At 55.7% G+C, this 25351-nt stretch carries 24 protein-coding genes; 4 read left to right on the top strand and 20 right to left on the bottom strand.

Annotated features, from left to right (window positions below; translation table 11 throughout):
- Positions 1 to 50: 50 nt before the first annotated feature.
- Complete coding sequence (locus QEN58_RS07755) at positions 51 to 2819, top strand: ATP-binding protein (RefSeq protein WP_280106532.1); 2769 nt, start codon at positions 51 to 53, stop codon at positions 2817 to 2819.
- 29 nt (positions 2820 to 2848) lie between these two features.
- Here QEN58_RS07755 and acpS read toward each other — a convergent pair whose 3' ends face one another.
- The 12 genes from acpS to rpoE form a co-directional block, all read right to left on the bottom strand.
- Positions 2849 to 3238: a holo-ACP synthase gene (gene acpS, locus QEN58_RS07750; RefSeq protein ID WP_280106531.1), complete on the bottom strand. Its 390-nt coding sequence runs from the start codon at positions 3236 to 3238 to the stop codon at positions 2849 to 2851.
- A 33-nt stretch (positions 3239 to 3271) separates the two neighbouring features.
- Positions 3272 to 4096 carry a pyridoxine 5'-phosphate synthase gene (gene pdxJ / locus QEN58_RS07745; protein ID WP_280106530.1) on the bottom strand — a complete coding sequence of 275 codons (825 nt, stop codon included), beginning with the start codon at positions 4094 to 4096 and terminating at the stop codon, positions 3272 to 3274.
- A 54-nt stretch (positions 4097 to 4150) separates the two neighbouring features.
- Positions 4151 to 4846, bottom strand: coding sequence for a DNA repair protein RecO (recO, locus tag QEN58_RS07740; RefSeq protein WP_280106529.1), 696 nt, complete (start codon positions 4844 to 4846; stop codon positions 4151 to 4153).
- A gap of 8 nt (positions 4847 to 4854) precedes the next feature.
- Complete coding sequence (gene era, locus QEN58_RS07735; protein WP_280106528.1) at positions 4855 to 5754, bottom strand: GTPase Era; 900 nt, start codon at positions 5752 to 5754, stop codon at positions 4855 to 4857.
- The gene (rnc, locus tag QEN58_RS07730) at positions 5751 to 6443 is read right to left on the bottom strand and encodes a ribonuclease III (RefSeq protein WP_280106527.1); all 693 of its coding nucleotides are present in this window, start codon (positions 6441 to 6443) and stop codon (positions 5751 to 5753) included. The genes era and rnc overlap by 4 nt, the downstream gene beginning before the upstream one ends.
- 67 nt (positions 6444 to 6510) lie before the next feature.
- Positions 6511 to 7314: a signal peptidase I gene (gene lepB, locus QEN58_RS07725; RefSeq protein ID WP_280106526.1), complete on the bottom strand. Its 804-nt coding sequence runs from the start codon at positions 7312 to 7314 to the stop codon at positions 6511 to 6513.
- A gap of 15 nt (positions 7315 to 7329) precedes the next feature.
- Entirely contained in the window at positions 7330 to 9147 is a 1818-nt protein-coding gene (lepA, locus tag QEN58_RS07720) for a translation elongation factor 4 (protein ID WP_280106525.1), read from the bottom strand.
- Positions 9148 to 9342: 195 nt separating this feature from the next.
- Positions 9343 to 10755, bottom strand: coding sequence for a DegQ family serine endoprotease (locus tag QEN58_RS07715; RefSeq protein ID WP_280106524.1), 1413 nt, complete (start codon positions 10753 to 10755; stop codon positions 9343 to 9345).
- Between the two features lie 72 nt (positions 10756 to 10827).
- The gene (locus QEN58_RS07710) at positions 10828 to 11292 is read right to left on the bottom strand and encodes a SoxR reducing system RseC family protein (RefSeq protein ID WP_280106523.1); all 465 of its coding nucleotides are present in this window, start codon (positions 11290 to 11292) and stop codon (positions 10828 to 10830) included.
- Between the two features lie 34 nt (positions 11293 to 11326).
- The gene (locus tag QEN58_RS07705; RefSeq protein ID WP_280106522.1) at positions 11327 to 12355 is read right to left on the bottom strand and encodes a MucB/RseB C-terminal domain-containing protein; all 1029 of its coding nucleotides are present in this window, start codon (positions 12353 to 12355) and stop codon (positions 11327 to 11329) included.
- A 70-nt stretch (positions 12356 to 12425) separates the two neighbouring features.
- Positions 12426 to 13160: a sigma-E factor negative regulatory protein gene (locus tag QEN58_RS07700; RefSeq protein ID WP_280106521.1), complete on the bottom strand. Its 735-nt coding sequence runs from the start codon at positions 13158 to 13160 to the stop codon at positions 12426 to 12428.
- Between the two features lie 315 nt (positions 13161 to 13475).
- The gene (gene rpoE / locus QEN58_RS07695; protein ID WP_071692906.1) at positions 13476 to 14075 is read right to left on the bottom strand and encodes an RNA polymerase sigma factor RpoE; all 600 of its coding nucleotides are present in this window, start codon (positions 14073 to 14075) and stop codon (positions 13476 to 13478) included.
- 394 nt (positions 14076 to 14469) lie between these two features.
- On the opposite strand from rpoE, the gene QEN58_RS07690 reads away from it, so the two are divergent.
- Positions 14470 to 15546: a 3-deoxy-7-phosphoheptulonate synthase gene (locus tag QEN58_RS07690; protein ID WP_280106520.1), complete on the top strand. Its 1077-nt coding sequence runs from the start codon at positions 14470 to 14472 to the stop codon at positions 15544 to 15546.
- A 38-nt stretch (positions 15547 to 15584) separates the two neighbouring features.
- Here the strand turns inward: QEN58_RS07690 and dinG are convergent, their stop codons facing one another.
- Both dinG and rhlB read right to left on the bottom strand, forming a co-directional pair.
- Positions 15585 to 17714 (bottom strand): ATP-dependent DNA helicase DinG, encoded by a 2130-nt coding sequence (dinG, locus tag QEN58_RS07685; RefSeq protein WP_280106519.1) that lies wholly within the window; start codon positions 17712 to 17714, stop codon positions 15585 to 15587.
- Between the two features lie 5 nt (positions 17715 to 17719).
- Entirely contained in the window at positions 17720 to 18994 is a 1275-nt protein-coding gene (gene rhlB, locus QEN58_RS07680) for an ATP-dependent RNA helicase RhlB (protein WP_071692903.1), read from the bottom strand.
- Between the two features lie 144 nt (positions 18995 to 19138).
- On the opposite strand from rhlB, the gene QEN58_RS07675 reads away from it, so the two are divergent.
- Together QEN58_RS07675 and xthA are read left to right on the top strand one after the other, a co-directional pair.
- Positions 19139 to 19396 carry a hypothetical protein gene (locus QEN58_RS07675; protein ID WP_071692902.1) on the top strand — a complete coding sequence of 86 codons (258 nt, stop codon included), beginning with the start codon at positions 19139 to 19141 and terminating at the stop codon, positions 19394 to 19396.
- The gene (gene xthA, locus QEN58_RS07670) at positions 19396 to 20223 is read left to right on the top strand and encodes an exodeoxyribonuclease III (RefSeq protein ID WP_280106518.1); all 828 of its coding nucleotides are present in this window, start codon (positions 19396 to 19398) and stop codon (positions 20221 to 20223) included. Before QEN58_RS07675 ends, xthA begins: the two co-directional genes overlap by 1 nt.
- Positions 20224 to 20370: 147 nt before the next feature.
- Here xthA and QEN58_RS07665 read toward each other — a convergent pair whose 3' ends face one another.
- From QEN58_RS07665 to QEN58_RS07640, 6 genes are read right to left on the bottom strand one after another with little or no spacing between them, the layout of a single operon-like run.
- Positions 20371 to 21450 carry a tetratricopeptide repeat protein gene (locus tag QEN58_RS07665; RefSeq protein ID WP_280106517.1) on the bottom strand — a complete coding sequence of 360 codons (1080 nt, stop codon included), beginning with the start codon at positions 21448 to 21450 and terminating at the stop codon, positions 20371 to 20373.
- A gap of 4 nt (positions 21451 to 21454) precedes the next feature.
- Positions 21455 to 22216, bottom strand: a complete 762-nt coding sequence (locus tag QEN58_RS07660; RefSeq protein ID WP_280106516.1) for an energy transducer TonB — start codon at positions 22214 to 22216, stop codon at positions 21455 to 21457.
- Positions 22213 to 22620 (bottom strand): ExbD/TolR family protein, encoded by a 408-nt coding sequence (locus QEN58_RS07655; protein WP_022523852.1) that lies wholly within the window; start codon positions 22618 to 22620, stop codon positions 22213 to 22215. Before QEN58_RS07655 ends, QEN58_RS07660 begins: the two co-directional genes overlap by 4 nt.
- Entirely contained in the window at positions 22613 to 23155 is a 543-nt protein-coding gene (locus QEN58_RS07650; RefSeq protein ID WP_035578586.1) for a MotA/TolQ/ExbB proton channel family protein, read from the bottom strand. Before QEN58_RS07650 ends, QEN58_RS07655 begins: the two co-directional genes overlap by 8 nt.
- A gap of 1 nt (position 23156) precedes the next feature.
- Complete coding sequence (locus tag QEN58_RS07645) at positions 23157 to 24503, bottom strand: MotA/TolQ/ExbB proton channel family protein (RefSeq protein ID WP_280106515.1); 1347 nt, start codon at positions 24501 to 24503, stop codon at positions 23157 to 23159.
- Complete coding sequence (locus QEN58_RS07640; RefSeq protein WP_280106514.1) at positions 24500 to 25282, bottom strand: DUF3450 domain-containing protein; 783 nt, start codon at positions 25280 to 25282, stop codon at positions 24500 to 24502. The genes QEN58_RS07645 and QEN58_RS07640 overlap by 4 nt, the downstream gene beginning before the upstream one ends.
- Positions 25283 to 25351 lie beyond the last annotated feature (69 nt).

Raw genomic sequence — 25351 nt, 5'->3', positions numbered from 1 at the left:
TGCTGCCTTGGGCTGGACAGGCAACCTCATTGAATCAACGAGTTCTTTTCATGTCTTTGAACACCCGTCTTCTCTATGCCTTACTCGGTTTTCCGCTGCTGGTATACGCCATGATGGCCGTACTGTTGGTCATACAGAGTGATACGGAAGCTCGCACAGCACAGCAAGCACGCTTAGAAAGTGCCGTTGAGTTATTAGCCCCAAGCCTTGCTACCGCGGTTGCAGAGGCTGATGCTCAGCGCCTGGAGGCCTTGGCTCGCCAACTCCTCAATGTGAAAGGACTGAGATCGGTTGCGCTATTTAATCAACAAGGCGATCGCCTCATATTATTGGGTCATTCCAACTCACCCCTGCTCGATGCCCCAACTGATCACCAACTCATCATGAATGAGGATGTTTGGCGATTGCGTTTGCCGCTAGTTACGCCTCTGTTCAGTACAGGCCAGCTTAATACAAGACAAGTGAGCCCAGACCAGGTTAGAGCAAGCGATAGTAGCGTTGGCTGGTTAGACATCGAAATGGACCCCCGGGCACTTACCCTAGTGCGCTATAAGCTGATTGCCAGTCTCAGTTTAGGCGGCATGCTGCTAGGCCTGCTGCTGTTTTTAGTCGCTTTCGCCATCAGCCGCTATGCCACCCGCCCTATCGAAGAAGCTAACCAAGCTCTTTATCGCCTGTCCCGCGGTGATTACCGATTACGTTTGGCGCCCTCTAATGCGGCAGAACTTCACCACCTGAGTAGCCATATTAACGCCCTGGCCGAGCACTTTCAGCAGGCCCAGCGGGATATGCAAACGCAAATCGAACAGGCCACCAGCGAGCTGCAGGAGTCAATGGAAACCATTGAAGAGCAGAATATCAAGCTCGATTTGGCCCATCGCAGCGCGCTGCGAGCTAACGCAGTGAAGTCTGAATTTTTAGCCAATATGAGCCATGAAATCCGCACGCCGCTAAACGGGATTATCGGCTTCTGCCGATTACTGGGGCGCTCGTCAATGGATACAAGACAGCAGGAATGGCTTCAGCACGTGCACCGCGCTTGCGACAATCTGCTCATGCTGGTTAACGACGTACTCGACTTTTCCAAGCTTGAAGCTAATCGCCTCACCCTGGAAGAAGCAGATATCGATATTGTCGCACTGGTTGACGAGGTTGTTGGGCTGCATGCTCCAGAAGCCCAGCGCAAGCAGCTACATTTGGTGGCTATGGTGTATGACGACGTCCCTACACCGCTGACCGGCGACCCGCTACGTATTCACCAGGTATTGAATAACTTAATTGGCAATGCGCTTAAATTCACCCATGCAGGCGACGTGATCGTTCGCGTCATGCTGGACAACCTTGAAGGCCAGCATGTGGTGCTCAATCTCAGTGTCAGTGACACGGGTATTGGCCTAAGCGACGCTCACCAGGAGGCCCTCTTCAGCGCTTTTTCCCAAGCAGAACCCAGCCATTCGCGGCAATTCGGTGGCAGCGGCCTTGGCCTTACGATCTGCCGACAATTGATTGAGCGCATGGGCGGAGAGATAGAGGTCGAAAGTGAGCTGGGTATAGGCACTACCTTCTCGTTCACGCTGCCCATGCTTGCGCACAAGGCGATCGAACGGCCACCGGAAATCAGTCTGGCCAACCCGACTATTCGCTTATATGAAACTCACGCGCCTACCCGTCATGTACTCGAGCATTTACTGGAACGCTGGGAAGCACAGCCGATTGCGTTTGATGCCCCTGAGCCAGCGAAACTAATGATATTAGGGTTAGAACACGGCGATTTTACCCCAGAACGGCACTCCTACTGGCAAACGGTGATTGATCAAACGCCCTACCCCACATTGATTTTAGCCAATGGCAATAGCTTTGACCTGCCGCCGCTACGCTTAACCCATGGCGGGGAGACACTCTACAAACCCTTTTCCCGCGCTCAGCTGCTGGCATCGCTTAAACAACTGCTACTACCTGAACTTACACCGTATAAAAGCGATGCGGCACTACTAGCGCCACCGGCGTCATCCCAGCCACTCAAACTACTCATTGTCGACGATAATGCGCCGAACCGAGACTTACTCAAAAGCATGCTTGAAGATCCAACACTGCATGTTATTACGGTAGATAGCGGGCATAAGGCGCTCGAATTCGCGCGCACCGATAATGCTGACATGGTGTTAATGGACATTCGTATGCCGGGGATGGATGGCGTGCAGACCACCCAGGCGCTGCGCCGACTCAGCAGCACTTGGGCCCGCTGTCCCATTATTGCTGTTACCGCCCATGTGCTAAGCAGTGAGCGCCAGCAGTGGCTTGCGGAAGGCCTTGATGACGTGCTGACAAAACCGATTGACGAGGTACAGTTAGATCAGTTGCTAAATCGCTTTTTGGGGGTTACCCATCGGCTGACCGCCGCTAGCGCAACGACGTTTTATTCACAGCGCGGCAGTAACACCGTCAATAAGCCACGCTTTAGCCACACGGCACCCGCCACGTTACCCGTCGTTGATCTTGAAATGGGCGCCCGCCTCGCTGGGGGTAAAGAGCATTTAGCTCGGGAGCAGCTAAAACGCCTGATCGACAGTTTCGAGGAGAGTGAACAGCATATGCGCACTGCTTTTGCCCAAAAAAACTTACCCACGCTGCTCGATTGGGTACATGGACTCAATGGCGCCAGCCGCTACTGCGGTGCACCTGAGTTGGCATTGCTGGTAGAGACTCTGGAAACCCGCCTACGCACCAGCGGCTTAGACCATGTTGAGGGGCTATTGGAAGATTTATATCAGGCAATGGCTAGGCTACGTTCGCACCGGCCGCTGCTGCTTAGGCATTAAATTAAATGAGCATTGATCAAAACTTAACGTTAGTCTTGTGCTTCACGCTCTAATACAACAAAAGCCACCGCATACTCGGCTTCATCGCTCAACGTAACGTGGCTGTTGGTGACTCCTGCGGCTTGCAGGAGACGTTCAGCTACCCCGTTAAGCAGGAAATAGGGCTTACCCAAGGCATCGTTCAGCACCTGAATATCACACCACTGCACTCCCTGACGTAGGCCTAACCCCAGCGCTTTAACGAACGCCTCTTTGGCAGCAAAGCGTTTGGCCAGAAACGCGGCGGGCTGGGATTTCTGCTGCCATAGCGCATGCTCTTCAGGGCCTAAAATGCGTAGCGCAAAGCGCGGGCCATGCCGCTGCATGGCCCGTGCAAAGCGCTCTACGCGAGCAATATCCGAGCCAATCCCCACAATCATCGCCTAAATAAACCTCTGAATGGAAACCTTTGATTAGTGCCCGCAGCAGCCATTATGCACATGCTCTGAGTGATCTTCATGATCATGGTCGTGGGCGTCGAGAGCGGCCATTAAACCTGCCTCCTGGCCAGCGATGATCAAGCGCTTCATCTCCTGCACGGCCTCTTTCAGGCCAACAAACAGCGCACGGGCAATAATGGCATGGCCGATATTGAGTTCGTTAACGCCGGGCAGTGCCGCAATCGCCTCAACGTTATGGTAGTGCAGGCCGTGACCGGCGTTGACGACCAGCCCCAGTGAAATAGCGTGGGTAGCGGCGGCGGTTAAGCGGTGATACTCGGCGTTCGCGGCATTGCTGCCGGGGCGAGCTTCTGCGTAAGCGCCCGTATGCAGCTCAATAGTCGGCGCTCCAGCGCGCTGGGCAGCATCAATCTGCTCCACCTCTGGGTCGATAAACAGGGACACATCGCAACCCGCCGCACTTAGCCGCTGGCAGGCGCTGGCAATAGCGTCGAAGCCGCCGACAACATCGAGACCGCCTTCGGTGGTCAGCTCTTCGCGTTTTTCCGGCACTAAACAAACATGGGCGGGGCGTACTTCTTCGGCCAGCGCCAGCATCTCTTCGGTAACCGCCATTTCCAGATTCATGCGTGTATTAAGCACTTCGGCCAGAATGCGAACATCCCGAGGCTGAATATGGCGACGGTCTTCACGCAGATGCACCGTAATGCCATCGGCACCCGCCTCTTCGGCCACAAGGGCGGCTTGCACAGGGTCCGGATAGCGGGTACCTCGGGCTTGGCGAAGTGTCGCAATGTGGTCAATATTGACGCCTAACAGAATCCGAGGGGGGTGCATAATGCCTCCAGCGCAGCGATAAAATAAGAGTGTGTGAACAGAACATTCAAAACATTAAGGGCGATGGCGACGCCGCGCTAAATCGAGCATCAGCTCTCGCGAACGCAAAACAGTGGAGCCAAGATGAGGTGCCAGCGCTGCTCGCATTACCGCCTTCAATGCATTGGCAAGGCCTTCATGCTGCCAATCACCCTGCTCAATGTAGCGCAGCGTTCTGCCGTCGAGCCCTCGCTCAGCTGGCATAAATGCGCGGCTGGCGGCGTCAAAACGGTAGCGGAGCTGGGGATCCAGAACGCCACCCTCCGGCGTCGTAAACTGCGGCGTGGCCTCAAGCGCCTCTAGCAGCGACCACTCATAGCGGCGAAGTGCCAATGCGCGTTCCGCGGGCGCTGGTAGCGCTTCGAGTAGCGCGGTATAAAACGCGAAAACCTCAGGGGCTGGAAGCTCTAACGGTAGCAGCCGGGTGGCGATCTCATTGGCGTAGAGCCCACATAAAAGACCTTCACCGGCTAGCAGCGCCGTCTGCCCGCGCGACTCCATTAGCGTAAGCCGCTTTAAATCACGATTGCCCTGCCAACTCACGAATAGCGGTGTGAACGGCTGGAGCCGCTGGCGCGATTTTGAGCCAGGCCGCTGCCCTCCATGGGCAACGGCGCGCACCCTACCGTAATCAAGCGTTAATAGATCCACCAGCGCACTGGTTTCGCGATATGGCCGACGATGAAGTAAAAAAGCCGGCTCTGGCGTCATCGCTACCTTCAATCGAGGTCGTAACCCAGGCTTTTCAGGGCGCGCTCGTCATCTGACCAACCACGCTTCACTTTCACCCATAAATTGAGCATGACCTTAGTCCCTAGCGCGCGCTCCATATCCAGGCGCGCTTCGCGGCCAATACTCTTGAGTCGATCGCCATTTTCACCAATCAAAATGACCTTTTGTCCCTGGCGTTCAACAAGAATGAGCGCGCTGATATGCGTTACACGTTCGGTCTCGCGGAACTCTTCAATTTCAACGGTCATCTGGTAGGGCAACTCATCGCCCAACTGGCGCATGACTTTTTCACGCACCAGCTCGGCGGCCATAAAGCGCAGGCTTTTATCGGTAATCTGGTCTTCAGGGAAGAAGTGAACGCTCTCAGGCAGGTGTTTGGCCACCTCCTCTTCCAGGGTATCTACCTGGGTGCCGTGCTTGGCTGAAATCGGCACGATGGCGGCGAAGTCCCGGCGAGCGCCAACCTCCGCAAGCCAAGGCAATAAATCGCCCTTTTCGCCTAAACGGTCGACTTTATTCACCGCCAGAATTATCGGCGCTTTAACGTGTTCCAGGCGTTTTAATACCGCCTGGTCCTCTTCCGTCCAGCGAGTGCGGTCGATAATAAACACCACACAGTCGACATCGCGCAGCGCCTGGGTGGCTGCCTGATTCATAAAGCGGTTAATCGCTTTATTGCGATCCTTGGACATGATATGCATGCCTGGGGTATCGACATAGATAAACTGCGTCTCATCGACCGTTTTAATACCCATGACCTTATGGCGCGTGGTTTGTGGGCGCCGTGAGGTAATCGATATTTTCTGCCCCAGAATACGGTTCATGAGGGTCGATTTGCCCACGTTGGGTCGGCCGACAATGGCAACGAATCCGCAGGTTTGGCTCATGATTTATCTCCAGGGCTTTTTTCGAGGTACGACAACGCTTCTTCTGCCGCTTGCTGTTCAGCATGGCGGCGGCTAGGACCTTTACCAGTGGTATGCTCTGCTAAAAGATCAATGTAGCACTCCACGGTAAAGGTCTGGGCATGCGCCTCTCCCTTCACGCAGACAACTTCATATCGCGGCAACGCGGCTTGGCGCGACTGCAAAAATTCCTGTAGCCGCGTTTTGGGGTCTTTCTGAGTATCTTGTAACGAGATGTTATCCAGCCTTTCTGCATACCAATCCAACACACGCTCACGCACCACGTCCATCCCGGCATCCAGATAGATAGCGCCAATAATGGCTTCTACCGCATCCGCCAGAATAGATTCACGCCGATGCCCGCCGCTTTTCATCTCGCCAGAGCCTAACCGCAAGCATTCGCCATACTCCATTTCTCGGGCCAGCTCCGCCAGGGTTTGCCCCTTCACCAGGCGTGCGCGCAGGCGTGAGAGCTGCCCTTCTCGGGCCTGGGGAAAGCGCTGAAACAGCGCTTCGGCGATGACAAAGTTAACGATGGAGTCACCTAGGAACTCCAGGCGCTCATTGTTGCGACCACCGAAGCTACGGTGGGTCAAGGCCAATTCCAATAGCGTATCATCACCAAAGGTATGGCCGATTCGTCGGCAAAAAGCGTTCAAGGAATTACTCACAGCTCTCCTACGTCATTGACGTTAACTAAAGTGACATAACTAACTAAATTCAGCGTAAGCAGCGTCTTCATTCAATGTGACGCACGCTGGTAAAGCTTGGCAACCCGCCATCCCAATGCATCCACACTGCAAACGCTTGGCCGACAATATTTTCTTCCGGCACAAAGCCCCAATAGCGGCTGTCGTTGGAGTGGTCACGGTTGTCACCCATCATGAAATAGTGACCTTCAGGTACTTCCACTTCACGCATTTGTGGGCCAGGGTCGCGCGGATTGTTATAAATAAAGTGCTCGGCGTCGCCAAGGCGCTCTTCTAACAGTCGCTGCTGGGGCGAACCTTCTGGACTCTCTTCGATCAGTTCCTTGGTCACTGGCTCACCGTTAACGTAGAGCTGCTTGCCTTCATAACGGATACGATCACCAGGAATACCAACCACACGCTTAATGAAATTCACCGAGGGCTCTTCAGGAAAGCGAAACACCATTACATCGCCACGCTCTGGGTCATCTACTTCGATAAAGCGGGTATTCACCACCGGCAAGCGTAGGCCATAGGCAAACTTGTTGACCAGGATAAAGTCACCCACTTCAAGCGTAGGCCGCATTGAACCCGAGGGAATCTGAAAGGGTTCAATGATAAAACTACGCACCACCAACACTACCAGTAGAACTGGAAAAAACGAGCGCGCGTAGTCGACCGGCCAAGGTTCTTTAAGTAGTTTTTCGCTGGTAACTGGATCCAGCCCCTCCTGGGTGTTGGCCTCCGCTGCGGCGAAGCGTTGGCGTCGCTTGGGCTTTAATAGCCACACGTCCAACAGGTAAATAACGCCCGAGAGCGCAACGGCAAGTACCAGTAATAATGAAAAATCCATGAGTGGCGTTCTTTCCTAGTCGTTAACCTTGAGCACAGCAAGGAAGGCATCCTGGGGAATTTCCACACGCCCCACTTGTTTCATGCGTTTCTTACCCGCTTTCTGTTTCTCGAGCAGTTTTTTCTTACGGCTGACATCGCCGCCATAACACTTGGCCGTCACGTTCTTGCGCAGCGCTTTCACAGTGGAACGAGCCACCACCTGGCCGCCAATGGCAGCCTGAATCGCCACATCAAACATCTGCCGTGGGATCAACTCTTTCATTTTTTCCACCAGCAAACGGCCGCGCTGGTGAGCATGGTCACGGTGGATAATGACGGCTAATGCATCGACTTTATCGCCGTTAATCAGTACGTCTAAACGCACCAATTTGGCCTCTTCAAAGCGTTCGAAGTTGTACTCAAGCGACGCATACCCCTTCGAGATAGATTTCAGGCGATCAAAGAAGTCCATGACGACTTCCGACATCGGCAGCTCATAGGCCAGTTGAATCTGGTTGCCCAAGAATTGCATATCCCGCTGTGTACCGCGGCGCTGTTCACACTCGGTAATAACGTTACCGACGTACTCCTGGGGGACCAAGATGCTTGCGCGGACAACCGGCTCGCGCATTTCATCTACGTCGGCCATATCGGGCAGCTTTGAAGGATTGGAAACGTACTCAACGTCGCCATTTTTCATCGCTAATTCGTAAACCACCGTTGGCGCAGTGGTAAGCAGATCAATATTATACTCGCGCTCCAGGCGCTCCTGGACAATCTCCATGTGTAGTGTGCCAAGAAAGCCCACACGGAAACCGAAACCAAGGGCGTCGGAATTCTCTGGCACATATTCAAGAGAGGCATCGTTAAGCGCCAGTTTTTCTAGCGCATCGCGGAAGTCTTCGTAATCATCCGCGCTAACCGGGAACATACCGGCATAGACCTGCGGCTTCACTTTTTGGAAACCAGGCAAGCGGGCGACATCAGGGGTTTTAGTATGGGTAATCGTATCGCCCACCGGTGCCCCGTGAATCTCCTTGATGCCAGCGACAATAAAACCGACTTCACCGGCACGCAGGATATTCGTCTGTTTACGCTGGGGGGTAAAAATACCCACTTCCGTGGTGCCCCAATCGCGGCCCGTCGATTTAATACGGATCTTATCGCCTTTGCGCAGCGTTCCATCAAACAGACGAACCAGCGAGACTACGCCGAGATAGTTATCAAACCAGGAGTCGATAATAAGCGCTTGTAAGGGTGCATCCGGATCGCCTTTGGGCGGCGGAATATCGCGCACCAAGCGTTCAAGCAGGGCGTCAATGCCAATACCGCTTTTAGCCGACACACGGCAGGCATCGGTAGCATCAAGGCCGATGATCTCCTCGATTTCCTGAGAAACCTTGTCACAATCGGCCTGGGGTAAATCGATTTTGTTAAGCACCGGCAGAACTTCCAGGCCTTGCTCGATCGCGGTATAGCAGTTGGCCACCGACTGGGCTTCGACGCCTTGCGCTGCATCTACCACCAGCAGCGCACCTTCACAGGCGTAGAGCGAGCGCGACACTTCGTAGGAGAAGTCGACATGGCCAGGCGTATCGATAAAGTTCAACTGGTAAACCTGACCGTCGGCAGCCGTGTAATCCAGCGTCACCGACTGCGCCTTGATGGTAATACCACGCTCGCGTTCTATGTCCATGGAGTCGAGCACTTGCTCTTTAAGCTCACGCTCGGTTAACCCTTCGCAGGTCTGGATCAGGCGATCAGATAGCGTCGATTTACCGTGGTCAATATGTGCGATTATCGAGAAATTGCGTATGTGCTTAAGCTTTCCGTTGGGAACGTCTTGGGACATCGAGTCTGTTCTGCCTTAGTGGTACGCAAGCGGCCGCATTAGCAGGCCGCTTCGAGAGTTCAAAGCTCGAAAACAGCTGCCGTTTACAAATAAGGGCCATTTCCGACAAAAAGATATCCGCTATTGTAGCGATATGCGCAGGCTAGGAACAGCGGTCCGGCGAGAACCGCCGGACCAGGAGTGAAAATAGGTGGGTTATTCCAGACGCAGCGCGACGAATAGTGAATGCCCGTCGCGGAACAGACGTACTGGGATAGCGCGGTCAGTTGGCAACGTCTCAACGATCTCTACCAGTTCGTCGGAAGAGGAAACACTGCGGTGATCGATGCTCACCAACACATCCCCAGTGCGAATACCCGCTTCAGCGGCCACGCTGCCAGACTCTACTTGGCGAACGATTACGCCACCCGGAATATTCAACTGCTCGCGCATGGCCTCATCAAGTTCAGCGACCATCACGCCAAGACGGGATTGATTATTGCTGCTGGCTTGGTCCGTTTGCTCCTCGGCATTTGGCCAACTACCTAACTCGACTGACTCGGTCAGCTCTTCCCCGTCACGCATTAAGGTGAGCTCCACTTCGGTGCCTGGCGCACCTTTGCCAATCAGACGCGGCAGTGAGCTTGAACGCTCAACCTCTTCGCCATTGACTTCAAGAATGACATCGCCAGCCTGAAGTCCTCCTTGGGCTGCGGGGCCTTCGGGATCAAGGTCGGCAATCAAGGCGCCAATCGCATTATCCATCCCAAAAGATTCGGCCAGATCTTCAGAAACGGGCTGAATCATGACGCCTAGCCAGCCGCGATCCACCCGACCGCCTTCACGCAGTTGATCCGCAACATCCATGGCAACATTGATAGGGATGGCAAACGAGACGCCCATAAAGCCGCCACTGCGGGTAAAGATTTGCGAGTTGATGCCTACCACTTCTCCGTCTAGGTTGAAGAGCGGGCCACCGGAATTACCAGGGTTGATTGCCACATCGGTCTGAATAAACGGCACATATGCATCGCGGGGTAAAGTACGGTTAATCGCACTGACAATCCCCGCAGTCACTGAATGATCAAAACCAAAAGGTGAGCCAATGGCGGCTACCCACTCACCTACTTTGAGCTCATCAGAATCACCCAAGGTAAGCGTGGGCAAGTCACTGGCATCGATTTTTAGTAGCGCGACATCGGTTTGAGGATCACTGCCAATCACTTCCGCGCTCAATTCTCGCCGATCATTGAGCCGCACAAGAATCTCATCGGCATCCTGCACGACATGCGCATTGGTCATCACATAGCCATCGTCACTGATGACGAAACCCGAGCCTAATGACTGACGCTCCTCCGTTCGCCCCTGACCATTACTGGGTGGAGCCGGAAAGCTATCACCAAAGAAGTGCCGGAAAATCTCTGGGATTTCCTGACCACCGAACCCGCCAAAACCCGGCGCGCTGCTACGCTGAACCGTTCTGCTGGTCGATATATTCACCACCCCAGGGGCGGCGTCTTCAACCAACTCGGTGAAATCAGGCAAACCCTGCGCACTGGCGGCCTGGCCAAACGTTAGTAATGCCACCACACAAACCCATAGTGTGGAAGGGAGAATCAAGCGCTTCATGCAAGAGCTCCTACTTATCAATGTGATAGTAATCTAAGGCAGGTCAATAACTCACGGCAAAATGCCGGTGAACTAATTGACCAAGCGTGGGCGAAAGCGTTCCCCTCGACCGCGCATTAGGCATTTAATACTTAGCGCACCGCCCACCAAAGCGATAAAAAAGAACAGTGGCGCCAGCCAAATTGTATTACTGACGAGCGAAACAAGGCCGGATAGCAACAGTGCAAGCAGAAGCGGCAACCCATAAACAAAAAAAGCCAGCAGCGTGACTGAGGCGCGCGGCAGGCTGATGGTGACCTGGCTTCCTAGCGGGTAGTTTCGTTCAGAGCTGTGCGTTTTTGAGGAAAGCGTTACGGCAACTCGCTGGTTGCGCTGGCGCGCCAACAACCCGAGCCCGCACCCTCGCCCCTGAGCACACTGCTCGCAGCCCTGTTGGGCTGAAACCTCTACGATAAGCCCCTGCTGGACATGGTCGACAACCTTGCCAGAGCGAAGCAGTGGCATACCAAGTAAGGAGCGATAGGGAGCGGAAGTCATGATTTATTGTCCTTCCATGCACACATATCTAACACTAGCGCTCAATCTCATCGTCATTCTCAAGAACTTGGCCTTCAGGCGAGTCGAAAGTAATTGAGCGAACGATACGTTGCAGCGTGGCTACTGGCAGTTCACCAATGGCCACCAACTGCCAGCGCCCTTCAGCGGTGATGGTGTGTTCAATGGCTACGGCAGACACGCCCAACTGCTTAACACCTTCCTGCAAGGCCGTCGTTTCTCCAGACGCAAGAGGTTCCGCAAAGATACTCACGGTGGCTAAGCCATCGCTATAGACACGTTTATGTAAATCATCACCTGCGAAAGTAACCGGTTGCGCTACAAAACCATCGGGTAGCCAAGTGCTGCGCCAAGGGGTATTGATGATAACGCTGGGCGCATTCCCTCGCACGTTACCGGTGTACTTTTGAGGCGATTGGAGCTGGGTAATTTGGAAGGTTTCAATGATCCTGTCCTGCTGATCAATGAGTACATGCTTAAGCAGCAAACCAGTATCTCGGTCTAACCACCATTCACGAGAAAAACGCCATTGGTCAAGGGGCTCAAAAATCAATTTAACCGCATCGCGACCCGCTACCCGAGCATTATCCTCAAGCTCAAGAGCGTAATATTTCTCAAGATGAGCCGCCCATCTTGCTGGTGAGGGGAGCTCACCGTTGCTGTGTTCTTGAGTCCAGGCCAACCTACCTACCGGCGAACGACGCTCAATGCTGACAGAGGGGCCATCTAAATACTGAACCACCTGCTGCCGAATACCGTCCTGAATGCGGTGTGATAATGCTAGCGTGCGTACATCGACAGCATCGATTGCCACCGCTCTAGCTTGAAACGCATAACAGTGGCTAGCCCATAAACCCCGCTCAAGCCACTGCGTTGCACTATTAGCGGTCGCTTCGAATTCCACCGCACACTCATAGCCTGTCTGTCGATCCGGCTGGCTAACGTCGGAAGAGCTATCGGCGATTTCCGCATGCGCTTGGAACGAGAGCGTAACAACTCCTACCGCCAGCACCCATGCGCACTTCGCTCGCTGGGGACTCATCATGTTACACACCCCCATTCTGAGCTCCCTTCTTACCTAACATGCAGCATCAAAAAAAGAACGACATTATCGTTTAGCGCTTGCCCAATGGCTCTGCGACTGCCGATGAGCGCATTAGTGGCATCCAGCTGTCACCACTGCCGTAAGCGGCGCTCTGAGTATGTTGCTCTAAATAGGACTGCAATAAGCCAATCTGATCAATATCAATATTAGTACCTTGGGAAGCGGTCACTCCCTGGGGTGTCTGGGCCGAAAAGCCAGCTTCGCTAATATTCATCAAGCCACTCTGACCCGACTGACCGCTAAGCCGAAACGGCGTAGGCTCAAACATGGGTATGTCCGCTCGTGTAGCTACTGCAGAAGCAGACTGAGAAGCTAGGCTAACGGGCTCCACTTGAGTAGCTCCGTTAGCACCGGGCGCAGTCGTCGCAACGTCACTGCTGCCCTGGCGAACGGATGAGTCATTGCCGAAGAACTGTACGCCAGAGATCACCATCAGGGACACTGCAGCGGCAACGCCGGCACCGCGGGCAAACGATATGCCACCTGAGCGATGGGCCACAGGTTCGGCACCTTGCACCGCCGGAGCAGGTTCTTCGCGCAGGCGGGCCATAATGCCTGAAGAAAGATCGACACTTACATCGACGCCCTGCTCGCGCTGCATCATGCTGCGGGCAAGATGATATCGACGCCATGTGTCTGCCGCATCTTCATCATTTGGCAGTGCCTTCAACACTCGGCGAAGCTCAAGCTCATCACTCTCGCCATCCATTAACACCGAAAGTGATTCCCGTGTGTTTTGACTCATACTTCACACCCTCACACTGTTTAAAAGAAGTACTGGGATGATGGCATATAGTGATATGCATCCATCATTCCGACGACTTCCAAGGCCAAGGCTCCTTTGCAAGCTAATTAAATTGACGAAGCTAATTAGTTTGCAATGCTAAGCTCTATGGCGCTTCGCACGGTGATATACCACGTAATGACATATCCAACGTGCTCATCAAGATAGTCAGGCTTTATGACGCTTTACATGCCAGACAGTTCACAAAAAAAATAAAACCTTCATTTTTTATGCTGGCACTCTTTAGCGACGATATAGCCTTACCACTACTGACCGCTACTCATCGCGACTGTTCCGCGCCGTCGAAACTAATGGGCGAATATGTTCATCAACCGCCTCGCGAGCACGGAAAATTCGCGATCGAACGGTGCCTACGGGGCACTGCATGACCTGCGCAATATCTTCGTAAGCAAGGCCGTCCAGCTCGCGTAAAGTAATTGCCGTGCGCAGGTCATCGGGCAGGTTTTCAATCGCCTGATAAACCGCGGCCTCGAGCTGGTCTCTGGCAATCGCCGCTTCCGGTGACTCGGAATCTGCTAACCGTCCGCTTTGATCAATAATTTCAGCGTCGACAATATCCATATCGCTTCCCGGCGGGCGCCTTCCCCGCGAGACCAGATAGTTTTTCGCCGTGTTAATCGCGATGCGATACATCCAGGTGTAGAACGCACTTTCTGAGCGAAACTTGCCCAAGGCGCGATACGCCTTGATAAATGCCTCCTGGGCCACATCCTGAACTTCAGAGTGGTCATGAACATAACGACCAATCAGGCCGATAATTTTGTGCTGGTATTTCTTTACCAGCAGATCAAAAGCGCGCGTATCACCTTTTTGGGCACGTTCAACAAGCTGTTGGTCTGTTTCCCGAGTGCCCATTCACACGCTCCTCCAGCTCGTACGGCGCGCGCCGAGCCCCATTCCTATTAGCCCTGACAAGTGGGCGTTCACAGCAAGCAGCATAGCGTCCCTTGGGCATTGATTAATCATAGAGTGAATAAAAGAGCGAAAACCTCGCCCGAATGTGTTGCTGCATTTTATAACGGTACTGAATTTTAACGACCTAAATTTCAACAACACAGGCCCCAGTGTTACGCGTTCCGCGCAGCGCATCAAGCGCTTACCCCCTTTCGCAAAACCCTGCGGCTGACACTTTTAATGTCGCTGTAGTTCCACAACAATTGATTTTTACCTACTCGGCAAGCGATAGTAGGTGCCACTTTTATCGCCCCCGTCACTTTTTCTCACAAATAGTGCAAGCACAGGTAGCAAGATGTCAGAACAGCAGGTTAATAACCTTAACGTCCTCGCTCAAGACGTTCTCACCACGCCAGAAGCGCTCAAGAGCGCCGTGCCGTTAACTGAAGCGGCAGAGCGCACCGTGATCGAAGGTCGTCAAACCATTCAGAATATCCTCGATGGCAACGACCCCCGACTGCTGGTAGTGGTCGGCCCATGCTCAATCCACGATGTGGAAGCCGCCCTCGACTACGCCCGCCGCCTGCGTGCGCTGGCGGACCAAGTCAGCGACAGCCTGTATATCGTGATGCGTGTCTATTTCGAAAAACCGCGCACAACGGTTGGCTGGAAAGGCCTGATCAACGACCCGCACCTCAACGACTCTTTCGAGATCGATGAAGGCCTGCATATCGCCCGTAAATTGCTGGTCGATCTGGCCGAAATGGGCTTACCGCTCGCTACCGAAGCCCTCGACCCTATCTCGCCACAGTACCTGCAAGACTGCATCAGTTGGTCAGCGATTGGCGCCCGCACCACGGAGTCCCAGACCCACCGGGAAATGGCGTCTGGCCTCTCCTGTCCGGTCGGCTTTAAAAACGGTACCGACGGCAGCCTGGACGTGGCGATTAACGCGCTTCAGTCAGTGGCCAGCCCGCACAATTTCCTGGGCATTAACCAGGCGGGTCAGGTAGCGATTATTCGCACTCGCGGCAACGCCTACGGCCACGTCGTTCTACGCGGTGGCAACGGTAAGCCCAACTACGACAGCGTAAGCGTTGCCCTGGCGGAGAAAGAGCTCGAGAAAGCCAAGCTATCGCCCAACATCATGATCGACTGCTCCCACGCCAACTCCAACAAAGACGCCGCGCTACAGCCGTTAGTGCTTGAGAATGTTACCAACCAGATTTTGGAAGGCAACACCTCGATTATCGGCCTGATGGTTGAATCCAACATTGGCTGGGGCAATCAAAAACTGACCCAAGACCTTAGCCAACTGAAGTATGGCGTTTCCATCACCGATGCCTGCATCGACTGGGACACCACGGTGGAAACCTTCAACCGCATGAACGACAAACTTGCCGCCACTCTGGCAAAGCGCATCGCCAAGTAATCCGAGAACCCCGCTGCGGCGGGGTTTTCTATTACCTTCTAGCGACTAATTTCGCGCCGAAATGGCGGCAGTGCGTCCAGCAGTGCTTGCCCGTAGCGGCGGGTAATCACCCGTTTGTCCAGCAAGGTGATCGTCCCACGATCACTCTCTTTGCGAATCAAGCGTCCGCAGGCCTGCACCAGCTTAATAGACGCATCAGGCACGCTAATGCGCATAAACGCATTGCCACCCTGGCTCTCTATCCACTCCGCTAACGTAGCGCCCACCGGGTCATCGGGTACCGCAAAGGGTAGCCGCGTAATCACCACGTGCGTCAAATAGTCGCCGGGAAGATCGATCCCCTCGGCAAAGCTCGCCAAGCCAAAGATGATACTCCCCTCGCCCCTATCCACGGCCGCCCGATGGCGCTCGATAAGCTCACGCTTAGGCAACGCATCCTGAGCGAGCACGCGCTCCTTCACACTGGCGGGCAAGGCTTTATCGACCGCGCGCAGCTGGGCACGGGAAGAGAACAGCACCAGCGCCGCCTCTTTATCGGCCAATTGCGAGACAAAAGTCACAATTGCCCGCTCGTGGGCCTCCCTGTCGCCAGGATCGGTGGCCTCTTTGGGAACACGCAGCACCGCATTGGCGTAATCAAAGGGGCTCGGTAGCGCCTGATAGCGGTAGCGATTCGCCAGACCTGCACGCTCCTGCAGACGCTCAAAGCGCCCTAAAGCGGTCAGGGTTGCCGAAGTAACCACCGCACCGTGACAGCGTCCCCATAAATGCTTGGCCAAGGTATGCGCTGCTGAAACGGGGCTAGCCGAAAACTCAACTTCCGGCTCCCCCGCTACACGGCTTAGGGTAATCCAACGGGCGCTGGGCGCCTCATTAGCAACATCCTGCTCGCTAAACGCCTGCCACAGCGCATGCGCTTCTAGCGCTCGGCCATGAAGCAACGCGACGAGCGGCAGCCAGGTTTCTGCCTGCTCACGATCGAGGCCGGTCTGCTTATCGGGATCAAGACTTTCGCGCAGAATATCACTGATGCTTTCCAAGCAGCGCGACAGTGAAGCAAACATCACCAACAGCTGCTGCGCCTGTTCACGAAGAGCATCGGGCACTTGCCCCTTCTCAAAGCGCGATTGATGGGTGGCCTCTTCATCAGCCAAACCATTTGGCCGCTCCGCCAATTGATGCCCCATGCTAAACACATCGCCCAGCGCGGGTTCCAGGTTATGAATCAGCTCAGGCAAGCTGACTAACAGCCGCGACACCGTTGGCTGAATGGCTAACGCTTGGTGAAGGTCGGTCAAACTGCTTTTCAGCGTTTTCAGCCAGCGCAAGCAGCCGTGCACTGCAAAGCGGTGGGCGAAATGGGAAAGCGCCTTCTCGGGCAGGTGGTGGCCTTCATCGAAGACAAAAATGCAGTCCGCGGGGTCAGGCAGAATAGCGCCACCGCCCAAGGCTAGATCGGCCAGCACAAGGTCATGATTGGCGACGATCACATCGGCGTTTTCAAGCTCACGACGGGAACGAAAAAACGCGCAGGCACCAAAGTGCCCGCAGCGCCTGCCCGTGCATTGGCGATGATCAACCGTCAGCCGCCGCCAGTGGGCATCGTCAATCGCCTCAGGCCAGTTATCACGATCCCCTTCCCATTCGCCCTGACCGTAAGCTTGCGCCATATCGCTGGCAATGACCGTAAAATCACTGCTTTGCGTTTGCAGCGACTGCTCAAACAGCGAGAGCGTCGGGTTGGGTTCAATACCTTCGAGCGCCTGATCCAAACGCGCCACGCACACATAGCGGCCACGCCCTTTGGCTAATGCATAGCGAAAGGCGATACCGCTGTGGCTGGCGAGTGAAGGCAAGTCCTGATTCAGCACCTGCTCTTGGAGGGCGACCGTGGCCGTCGAGATAATCAGCCGCTTGCCACGCGCTTTCGCGATCGGCAAGGCGGCGATCAGATAAGCCAGCGTTTTCCCGGTACCGGTGCCTGCTTCAAGCACACAAACATGGGTATCGCTGGTTCGCCTACCCTCGCCGTCGCTCTCTATATTACCCAGCGTCCGGGCGATTTCAGCGATCATCATGCGCTGGCCGTAGCGTGGGGTCAGCTCAAGAGTGTCCACCACGCGACGGTAAGCGTCTTGAATCTCGCTTTTGAGGGCTGTATCGAGCATGCGGCTTAGAGCATACCTTCCGGCGGATGCACGCAGGGCAGCTTGTCGTTGATATAGCGTTCGATTTCCGGCAGCGAGAAGGCATCCTCTTCACCGACGAAGCTAATCGACACACCCTTGGCACCAGCGCGACCGGTACGACCGATACGGTGTACGTAGTCTTCCGGGTCTTCCGGCAGGGTGTAGTTGATGACGTGACTGACGTCTTCAATGTGGATCCCACGGCCAGCAACGTCGGTTGCGACCAACACCTGAATCTCGCCTTCACGGAAGCTTTCCAGTGTCTTGATGCGCTGATTCTGAGGCACATCCCCCGACAGCATCGCCGCACTGACACCGGCTTTTTTGAGCAGGTCGTCAAGCTTGCGCACTAAGTCACGGCGGTTACCAAAGACCATGACGCGCTCAAAGCTTTCCTGCTGGAGTAGATTAACCAGCAAACGCTGCTTGTCGTCATCAGACACCAAATACACGCGCTGATCGATATCCGCCTGATTCTCGACGGTCACTTCGATCTCAACGTGGGCAGGATCAAGCGTCCACTGACTGGCAAGATTCAAGATGTCGTCAGTAAAGGTGGCCGAGAAGAGGAAGGTTTGACGCTCCTCTTTCTTCGGCGTGTAGCGAATAATTCGCTTCACGTCGGGGATAAAGCCCATCGACAACATACGGTCGGCTTCATCCAACACCAATACTTCGACTTCATTGAGGTCGATATCGCGCTTCTGATGGAAATCCAACAGGCGCCCAGGTGTCGCCACCAGAATATCGATCTTGCTGCCCAGGCTTTCACGCTGCTTCTGGTAGTCCATACCGCCGACCACACTCGCCACGTTGAGCTGGGTGAAGCGCGCTAACGCTTTAGCATCTTTTTCGATCTGCAGTGCCAGCTCGCGGGTGGGCGCAATAATCAAGGCGCGCGGCGCACCTGGTTTTTGACCATTGGGTGTTGGCTCTTCCAGGAAGTAGGCCATCACAGAGATCAAAAAGGCCGCGGTTTTACCGGTTCCCGTTTGCGCTTTGCCGACAATGTCGCCACCCAATAGCGTTTGGCGCAGGGCCTCGGCTTGAATAGGCGTGCAGTACTCAAACCCTTGGGCATGAATAGCGCGCATTAAAGGCAGCGGCAAATCAAAGTCATGAAAGCGCCACTTGCCGGCCACGGCGGGCACCTGAAACTGACGAAGATCCCAGCTCGACTGGCGACGACGCGGTTTACGACGGCGACGTTTTGGCTTGCGATTCTGGGCCGGTGCTGTGGTCTGTTCCGACTCGCTCATAGGCTGTCTATCTGTCCATTGCTGTGGAAGTTGGCATTACGAAGTGCGCATTGTACCAGGGCTTGGCGATAAGAGCGCGTCCTGCTGTCGAAGGAGTCCCAAGGCCTGTTAGAATAGCCGTCAAATCGACGTAAGGAGCGCGACATGACGCGTAAGAAAAAAACTCGTTCACTGGCTGATAAGGTGACAATCCGTACCGGCCGGCGTAAAGATTATAAAAAGTGGCGCCATGACAACCCAGACCAGGTCGCCCCTTCGCGCCGCTTTGTGGCTAAAAAACAGCAGCAGCGCAAGCTTCAGGCGGTGAGAAAACTCGCCCGCCAGCAGAACGGTCAGGATATTGCCATTCATCCTGATAAAACTGATAGCGGCACTAACAAGCCTCAGGGGGACGACTCGTAATGCGCTTGGTTTCGTTCAACATTAATGGCATCCGAGCACGGCTTCACCAGTTACAGGCGTTGATCGACACTCAGCAGCCGGACGTGATTGGGCTTCAGGAAACCAAAGTGCAAGACAGCGAGTTCCCCATCGCCGACGTGGAAGCCATGGGTTACCACGTTTTTTATCACGGCCAAAAAGGCCACTACGGCGTTGCCTTGATGTGCCGCCAGGCGCCCGCTGAAGTTTTTTACGGCTTCCCCGACGATGAGGAAGATGCCCAGCGCCGCATGATTGGCGTCCGCTTGCTGGCGGAAGATGGCGACACAGTAACGGTATGGAACGGCTACTTCCCTCAGGGTGAAAACGTTACTCACCCGACCAAATTCCCCCATAAAGAGCGCTTTTATGGCCAGCTAGCGCGATTGCTCAACGACCAGCACCGTCCTGGCGAGCGATTGGCGATCATGGGCGACTTTAATATTTCACCGGAAGACCAGGACATCGGTATCGGCGACGCTAACCGCAAGCGCTGGCTGCGCGAAGGCAAAACCAGCTTTCAACCCATTGAGCGCGAATGGCTCGAAGGCATCAAAGCCTGGGGGCTTACCGATAGCTATCGCCTCTGCTATCCACAAAGCGATGACCGCTTTAGCTGGTTCGACTACCGCTCAAAAGGGTTTAACCAGGAGCCCAAGCGCGGCCTGCGTATCGACTATATTCTAGTCACCAAGGCGCTAGCCGATCAGGTGACTGCCGCTGGCATCGACTACGACCTGCGCGGCATGGAACGCCCCTCTGATCACGCGCCTACCTGGAGCGACTTCGCTCTCACGCTTAAAATCTAGACCTCCCTGCATACGGCGTTAGGGCGCCGCGAGGGCGCTGTGAACCCATCCATGGGCGCTACTTTTTCCATCCTTGGAAAAAGACCCTCGCTTTACCCTATCGCCGATCCACAGTACTGGACGAACATCTTTTGTACGTGAGATTAACTAGTTAAAGCTGGCCAGCCACTGCTCCGCCTCCTCGTCACCTAGCGACGAGGCGCGGGCAAAGGCTTGTTTCGCTTGCCCATCCTCACCCCAGGCGTAAGCGAGCTGGCCATAGGTCCGCCAGTCGGCGGCAGCTTGCGTATTCAGAGCCAAGGCGTGCCAGGCATTTAGGGCCTTCTCAACGTCTTTCGCCTGCCGCCAGGCGTTGGCAAGCAAACGCAGATGGGATTCATCGCGGACAATATCACCCTCATCAAGCGCCTGTTCTAAATGCTCTGCCGCTCTTGCGGGGGTTCCGCCCGCGACATGGAGCTGTATCAACAGCCAGAAATCTTCCTGCTCGGTTAGCTTGCCTAATTGCCACGCCGTCTCCCACAGGCCAGCGGCTACCCCAGTCTGACCGGCCTGCTGGGCAAGCCCAGCGGCTTGGCGCCAATCGGCGGCGGCGCTTTGCGCGCTCAAGCCATCCAGCAGCCAACCCAATGCCTTATCACCCTGCCCTGCATTGCGAAACACGGCAAGCGCCAGAGCCTGCTGCGTCTCAGTTAGCGCTGGTGTTTCATTAAGTGCCTGCTCAAGCCAATCGGCAGCTTCCTCCCAGCGCTCCTGCTGTGCCAACAGGCGGATTAACTGCCAAACAGCCTCAATGTCTTGTTGACTGGACAACCACTCACTGAATAACTCAATGGCCTGATCACGCTGACCGGCAGCACGGCGCAGTGAGGCCTCCTCACGAAGCCAGCGGGCTGCTTGGGCACTATCGACACCGTTTAAACCACGGGCAATCGCCAGCCGATCCGCTGCCGCAGCGTGCTGATCCTGACGCGCCAAGGCGCCTGCCGCCAACTGCTGATAGAGCGCGCTGGCCCACTGATCCGATTGGTTGCCGGATGCCAACCACTCTGCCTGGGCAGTTGCCCGCTCGACGACTTGAGCCAACGTACCCTCTTGCGACTGGCTCTCTTTTAACTGGCTTTGCAGCGCATGGAGGTCAGCAATCACATCACCTTGTAGCGCTGGACTGGCCTGTGATGAGAGAGGCCAAACGCTTAATAATAAAAGGCATACAAGACGCTTCATTCCGCTACCTCAACTGAAACTCGATCCGCTGGGTGGCATTGCGTAACCGATCACTGGGTTCAAATTGCCACTGGCTAATTGCATCCCGTGCGGCATCGTCAAAAACACGACGCGGCTGTGCATTGGTGACGCGAATAGAGGAAGCCTCAACACTGCCATTGCGGCGAATCGTAAACGCCACCTCCACAAACCCCTCCATACCCCGCCGTTGCGCGCGCGCAGGGTAGCTAGGATTCACCCGACTGGTCGGCGTGGCTTGACCAACGCTAACCGGCTCGTTAGAGAGAGCGGGCTCAGCCGCTGGGGCTGCCTCACGCTCAGCAGGTTCACTCTGCTCAGCCGTCGTAGCGGCGGGCGCTGGCTCGGCAGGCGCTTCTCTCGGCGCTGGTTCTGGAGCAGGTTCAGGCTGTGGCTCAGGTTCCGGCTCAACTTCGGTAAGCTCGGGGAGCTCGCTGTCCATTTCGACAGACTCAACGGGCTCATCCGGCAGTTCTACTTCCGGCAAACTAATCGTGCTTTCCGCCACCGGAGCTGGCTCGGGTGCGGGCATAGGAGGCGGCGCCTGCTGTGGCGCGGCTTCTACAGGTTGAGGCGTAGGCACCTCTTGTTCAGGTGCGACCTCCGGCGCTTCGACCATCGTCATCGCCATGCTCATGGTCAGCTCTTCGGGCTCCCGCTCGGGGGGTGCAACCAGCTGCGCCAGCAGCCAGAACAAGCCCACCGCTAGCACCACGCCTCCCAATAACGACAGCAGGTGGCGCATCATGACCCGCTCCGACTCGCCGCCACCGCCACTTGGTCAACGCCCGCTTCACGCAGGCGATCCATTACCTCGATCAGCAAGCCCGTAGTGGATTCACGGTCCGCCTGGATAACCACCGAGCCATCGTCACTCAGCATATCGGCGACCTGTTGGCCGACCCGGTGGGCATCCACGGGACTGCCATCTACCCACACCGCGCCTTCCGGGGAAATCGCCACGAGCACCTGGGCGTCCGGGCGCGGGGTGGCGGCGCTGGATTCCGGCCGCTCAATCTCGACACCGCTCTCTTTGACAAAGCTGGTGGTGACGATAAAGAAAATCAGCATGATAAATACCACGTCGAGCATGGGGGTGAGATTCACCTCATTACTCTCAGCAGTGGCATCAATGGAACGACGTCTACGCATCACTCTCCTCCAGTGCCCGCGCCAAGCGATCATGCAGCCGCTGGTCTTCACGACGGATGACGTGCTCTAAGCGACTAATAAATAGCAGCCCCACCACGGCAATGGCCATGCCGGTCAAGGTCGGCAGCGTCGCCCTGGCGACCCCGTCTGCCATGGCGCGGGCTTGATGGGTCTCGCTCAGTGAAAGGCTATCGAATACGCTAATCATGCCCGTCACCGTGCCTAATAACCCGAGTAACGGACATAGCGCGACTAATAGTTTTAACCATGGCAAGGGTTTGCGTAGCCTGGCGACTAGCGCCTCCGCCCACACTTGACGCAGTGTGCGGGCACTCCAACTGGTGTGGTCGCTGCGCGCCGCCCAGCGCCGCAGCAACTGACGCCGCGCTATACGCCAGGTAATCCGGTAGTACCACCAACGCTCCATGGCCATGGCAAATACCAATACGGCTACGACGGCCAAAACAACCAGTACAGCGCCTCCCGCCTCCACTAAGCGCTCAACGGGTTCGAGCCAGAGAGGAAGAGTGGACATATTAATTCACCACAGGCGTGTGAGATTCCAGATGATCCGCCAATGTCGCGCTCGCCTGCCCTTCAATCACATGAGTTAGGTAACGGCTGCGGCCTGCCAGAGCGGTCTGCACAAACAGCAGTGGCACGGCGGTAATCAGACCTAGCACGGTGGTCACTAGCGCCTGACTAATACCCCCAGCCATTAGCTGCGGGTCGCCGGTGCCAAACACGGTAATCGCTTGGAAAGTCACGATCATGCCGGTTACCGTGCCCAGCAGGCCGAGCAATGGCGCAATCGCGGCAAGCAACTTCACCATTGGCTGGCTACGCTCCAACCTGGGCAGCTCGGCCAATACCGCTTCATCCAAGCGCGCCTCCAGCGCTTCCGGAGTTTGATGTTTATCCATGCCTTCAAAGCGTAGCAGCACCCGGCCCAGCGGGTTATTGTCCTGCAGTTGATCGAGGGATTGCCGCTGACGTTTTACGCGCAGGCTAACCACCACCAGGTAGAGGTACTGCCCCAGCCCGATGATCATGCCCAGAATACCCAGCGCCACGACAACGTAGCCAACATAGCCGCCCTGCTGGAAACGCTCCCACAGGCTGGGCTGTTGGGCCAAGGCTTCTAGCACGCTGCCCTGGGTAGGGTCAATGGCAAAGACGCTGCTTTCGCCTTGATAGTAATCCGTCAGCAACCCGCCAATGGCATCGGGGGTGCGCGGGAGAACTACGAGGTTGCCGTCATTTTCACCGCGCTCTAATAGCTCATCCTCAGTAAAGGCCGCAAAATCGCCCAACCGCATCAACTCACGTTCAGTGACCTCGCCATTAGCATCGGCGACTGGCATTGAAAGCCGCTCGGCACGACCGGTGCGCGCGGTTAACGTCGCCAAGCGGTCCACCACGTTTTCCAACTGATGGCGCTCAAGTACTTCCACGTCATCCAGACGCGGCGGCAGTGAACTCTCTTCCAGGGTTAATAGGCTCTCTTCGCCAAGCGTGTTGCGAACCTCAGAGCTGTGGCGGGCAAGATTGGCCAACAGACCCGAAAGCGCTGCGCCCTGCTCTGCCTGGCGTTCACTCAGCTCGCTGGCTCGATCTGTTTGCTCTGCCTGCTGCGCCTGAAGTGCTTCATGCTGCTGCTGAGCATTTTCATGCTCGGCGCGCGCCTGCTCCAGGGCAGCTTCCAGTGCTTCCTGGTCATCCAGAAAGCCCATTAAACGCTGCTGGTCACGCGCTTCAGCCGCCTCACGGGCTTCACGCAGAGAAGTCGCGCTTTCGGCTTGCGCCATTGAGACACCACTTACCGCTACCAGCCCCAATACAACGCAGGCATAGCCCAATTGACGAAGTGTTAGCCGACTCATGGTTGCTCTCCCTGCAAGTCATTGGCACTGATCGAGAGCGGCAAGGTTAATAGATCCGGGGCGCGCTGATCTTCCGCCATACGCAGACCACTGCGCACTTCACGCAGGTACTCGTCATCCAGCGGCTGCCATGCGCCGTTCTCAGCGCTCCACACACCGCCCTCACGGCCATCGGGGGTTAGGTAATAAAAGCCGATACGCCCGATACGCAAGAAATCCACTTCGCGCTCGCGGCCATCCTGACTTAAACGCCCTCGCCAGCTATCCATCTCCTGCCCATAGTCGAGCTCAACGCGCCAGGCCTCTAGCAGTCCATTAATACGCTCAATGGTGTTTTGTCCCTGCTCATCGGGTTGACGCTCAACCCGCGCCAACCGCTCCTCACGTAAAAACGGCAGGTCACGCTCAATCCAGCTGCTAAGCTGCTCGGCCATATTCTGTTCGATCACGGGCAGCGCTGCGCGGGTTTCTTCCAGCGTATCCAGCGCCGTCGCCAACCGCTGCTGACGCTCGGCCTCTTCCGCCAAGCGCCCGGTCAGTGAGGCGTTTTCAGCCTTCAACTGCCGGGTTTCACGTTCCAGTCGGCGCAGCTCTTTAAGTTGCTCACGGGTCTGCTCATCGGCAGCATCAATCTGCTCTTGAAGCGCTGCCTGGGTTTGCTGGGCTTCGACACTTTCGGCCGCTTGAGCCACTGCTTGTTTACTTGCCAACAGCGTGCCACTGGCCAGCACTCCCGCTAGCCACCATCCACGCAAGGCAAAGAAAGGCCTGTTCAGCACGTCGACTCTCCGTCACTGAGTAGCGGGCGGCGGGCACCGCCCTACTAGAAACTAATTGGGTATTAGAAC

Origin of the sequence: Halomonas alkaliantarctica, assembly GCF_029854215.1 — a bacterium.
Taxonomy (GTDB): Bacteria; Pseudomonadota; Gammaproteobacteria; order Pseudomonadales; family Halomonadaceae; genus Vreelandella; species Vreelandella alkaliantarctica_A.
Note: the sequence above shows the minus strand (reverse complement) of the source record. Positions and strands in the feature narration are given on the sequence as shown.

Excerpts from the sequence above, each read along its gene's own strand:
- QEN58_RS07755 (WP_280106532.1), top strand. The coding sequence starts at position 51 with ATGTCTTTGAACACCCGTCTTCTCTATGCCTTACTCGGTTTTCCGCTG.
- acpS (WP_280106531.1), bottom strand. The coding sequence starts at position 3,238 with ATGATTGTGGGGATTGGCTCGGATATTGCTCGCGTAGAGCGCTTTGCA.
- pdxJ (WP_280106530.1), bottom strand. The coding sequence starts at position 4,096 with ATGCACCCCCCTCGGATTCTGTTAGGCGTCAATATTGACCACATTGCG.
- recO (WP_280106529.1), bottom strand. The coding sequence starts at position 4,846 with ATGACGCCAGAGCCGGCTTTTTTACTTCATCGTCGGCCATATCGCGAA.
- era (WP_280106528.1), bottom strand. The coding sequence starts at position 5,754 with ATGAGCCAAACCTGCGGATTCGTTGCCATTGTCGGCCGACCCAACGTG.
- lepB (WP_280106526.1), bottom strand. The coding sequence starts at position 7,314 with ATGGATTTTTCATTATTACTGGTACTTGCCGTTGCGCTCTCGGGCGTT.
- lepA (WP_280106525.1), bottom strand. The coding sequence starts at position 9,147 with ATGTCCCAAGACGTTCCCAACGGAAAGCTTAAGCACATACGCAATTTC.
- QEN58_RS07715 (WP_280106524.1), bottom strand. The coding sequence starts at position 10,755 with ATGAAGCGCTTGATTCTCCCTTCCACACTATGGGTTTGTGTGGTGGCA.
- QEN58_RS07710 (WP_280106523.1), bottom strand. The coding sequence starts at position 11,292 with ATGACTTCCGCTCCCTATCGCTCCTTACTTGGTATGCCACTGCTTCGC.
- QEN58_RS07705 (WP_280106522.1), bottom strand. The coding sequence starts at position 12,355 with ATGATGAGTCCCCAGCGAGCGAAGTGCGCATGGGTGCTGGCGGTAGGA.
- QEN58_RS07700 (WP_280106521.1), bottom strand. The coding sequence starts at position 13,160 with ATGAGTCAAAACACACGGGAATCACTTTCGGTGTTAATGGATGGCGAG.
- rpoE (WP_071692906.1), bottom strand. The coding sequence starts at position 14,075 with ATGGGCACTCGGGAAACAGACCAACAGCTTGTTGAACGTGCCCAAAAA.
- QEN58_RS07690 (WP_280106520.1), top strand. The coding sequence starts at position 14,470 with ATGTCAGAACAGCAGGTTAATAACCTTAACGTCCTCGCTCAAGACGTT.
- dinG (WP_280106519.1), bottom strand. The coding sequence starts at position 17,714 with ATGCTCGATACAGCCCTCAAAAGCGAGATTCAAGACGCTTACCGTCGC.
- rhlB (WP_071692903.1), bottom strand. The coding sequence starts at position 18,994 with ATGAGCGAGTCGGAACAGACCACAGCACCGGCCCAGAATCGCAAGCCA.
- QEN58_RS07675 (WP_071692902.1), top strand. The coding sequence starts at position 19,139 with ATGACGCGTAAGAAAAAAACTCGTTCACTGGCTGATAAGGTGACAATC.
- xthA (WP_280106518.1), top strand. The coding sequence starts at position 19,396 with ATGCGCTTGGTTTCGTTCAACATTAATGGCATCCGAGCACGGCTTCAC.
- QEN58_RS07665 (WP_280106517.1), bottom strand. The coding sequence starts at position 21,450 with ATGAAGCGTCTTGTATGCCTTTTATTATTAAGCGTTTGGCCTCTCTCA.
- QEN58_RS07660 (WP_280106516.1), bottom strand. The coding sequence starts at position 22,216 with ATGATGCGCCACCTGCTGTCGTTATTGGGAGGCGTGGTGCTAGCGGTG.
- QEN58_RS07655 (WP_022523852.1), bottom strand. The coding sequence starts at position 22,620 with ATGCGTAGACGTCGTTCCATTGATGCCACTGCTGAGAGTAATGAGGTG.
- QEN58_RS07650 (WP_035578586.1), bottom strand. The coding sequence starts at position 23,155 with ATGTCCACTCTTCCTCTCTGGCTCGAACCCGTTGAGCGCTTAGTGGAG.
- QEN58_RS07645 (WP_280106515.1), bottom strand. The coding sequence starts at position 24,503 with ATGAGTCGGCTAACACTTCGTCAATTGGGCTATGCCTGCGTTGTATTG.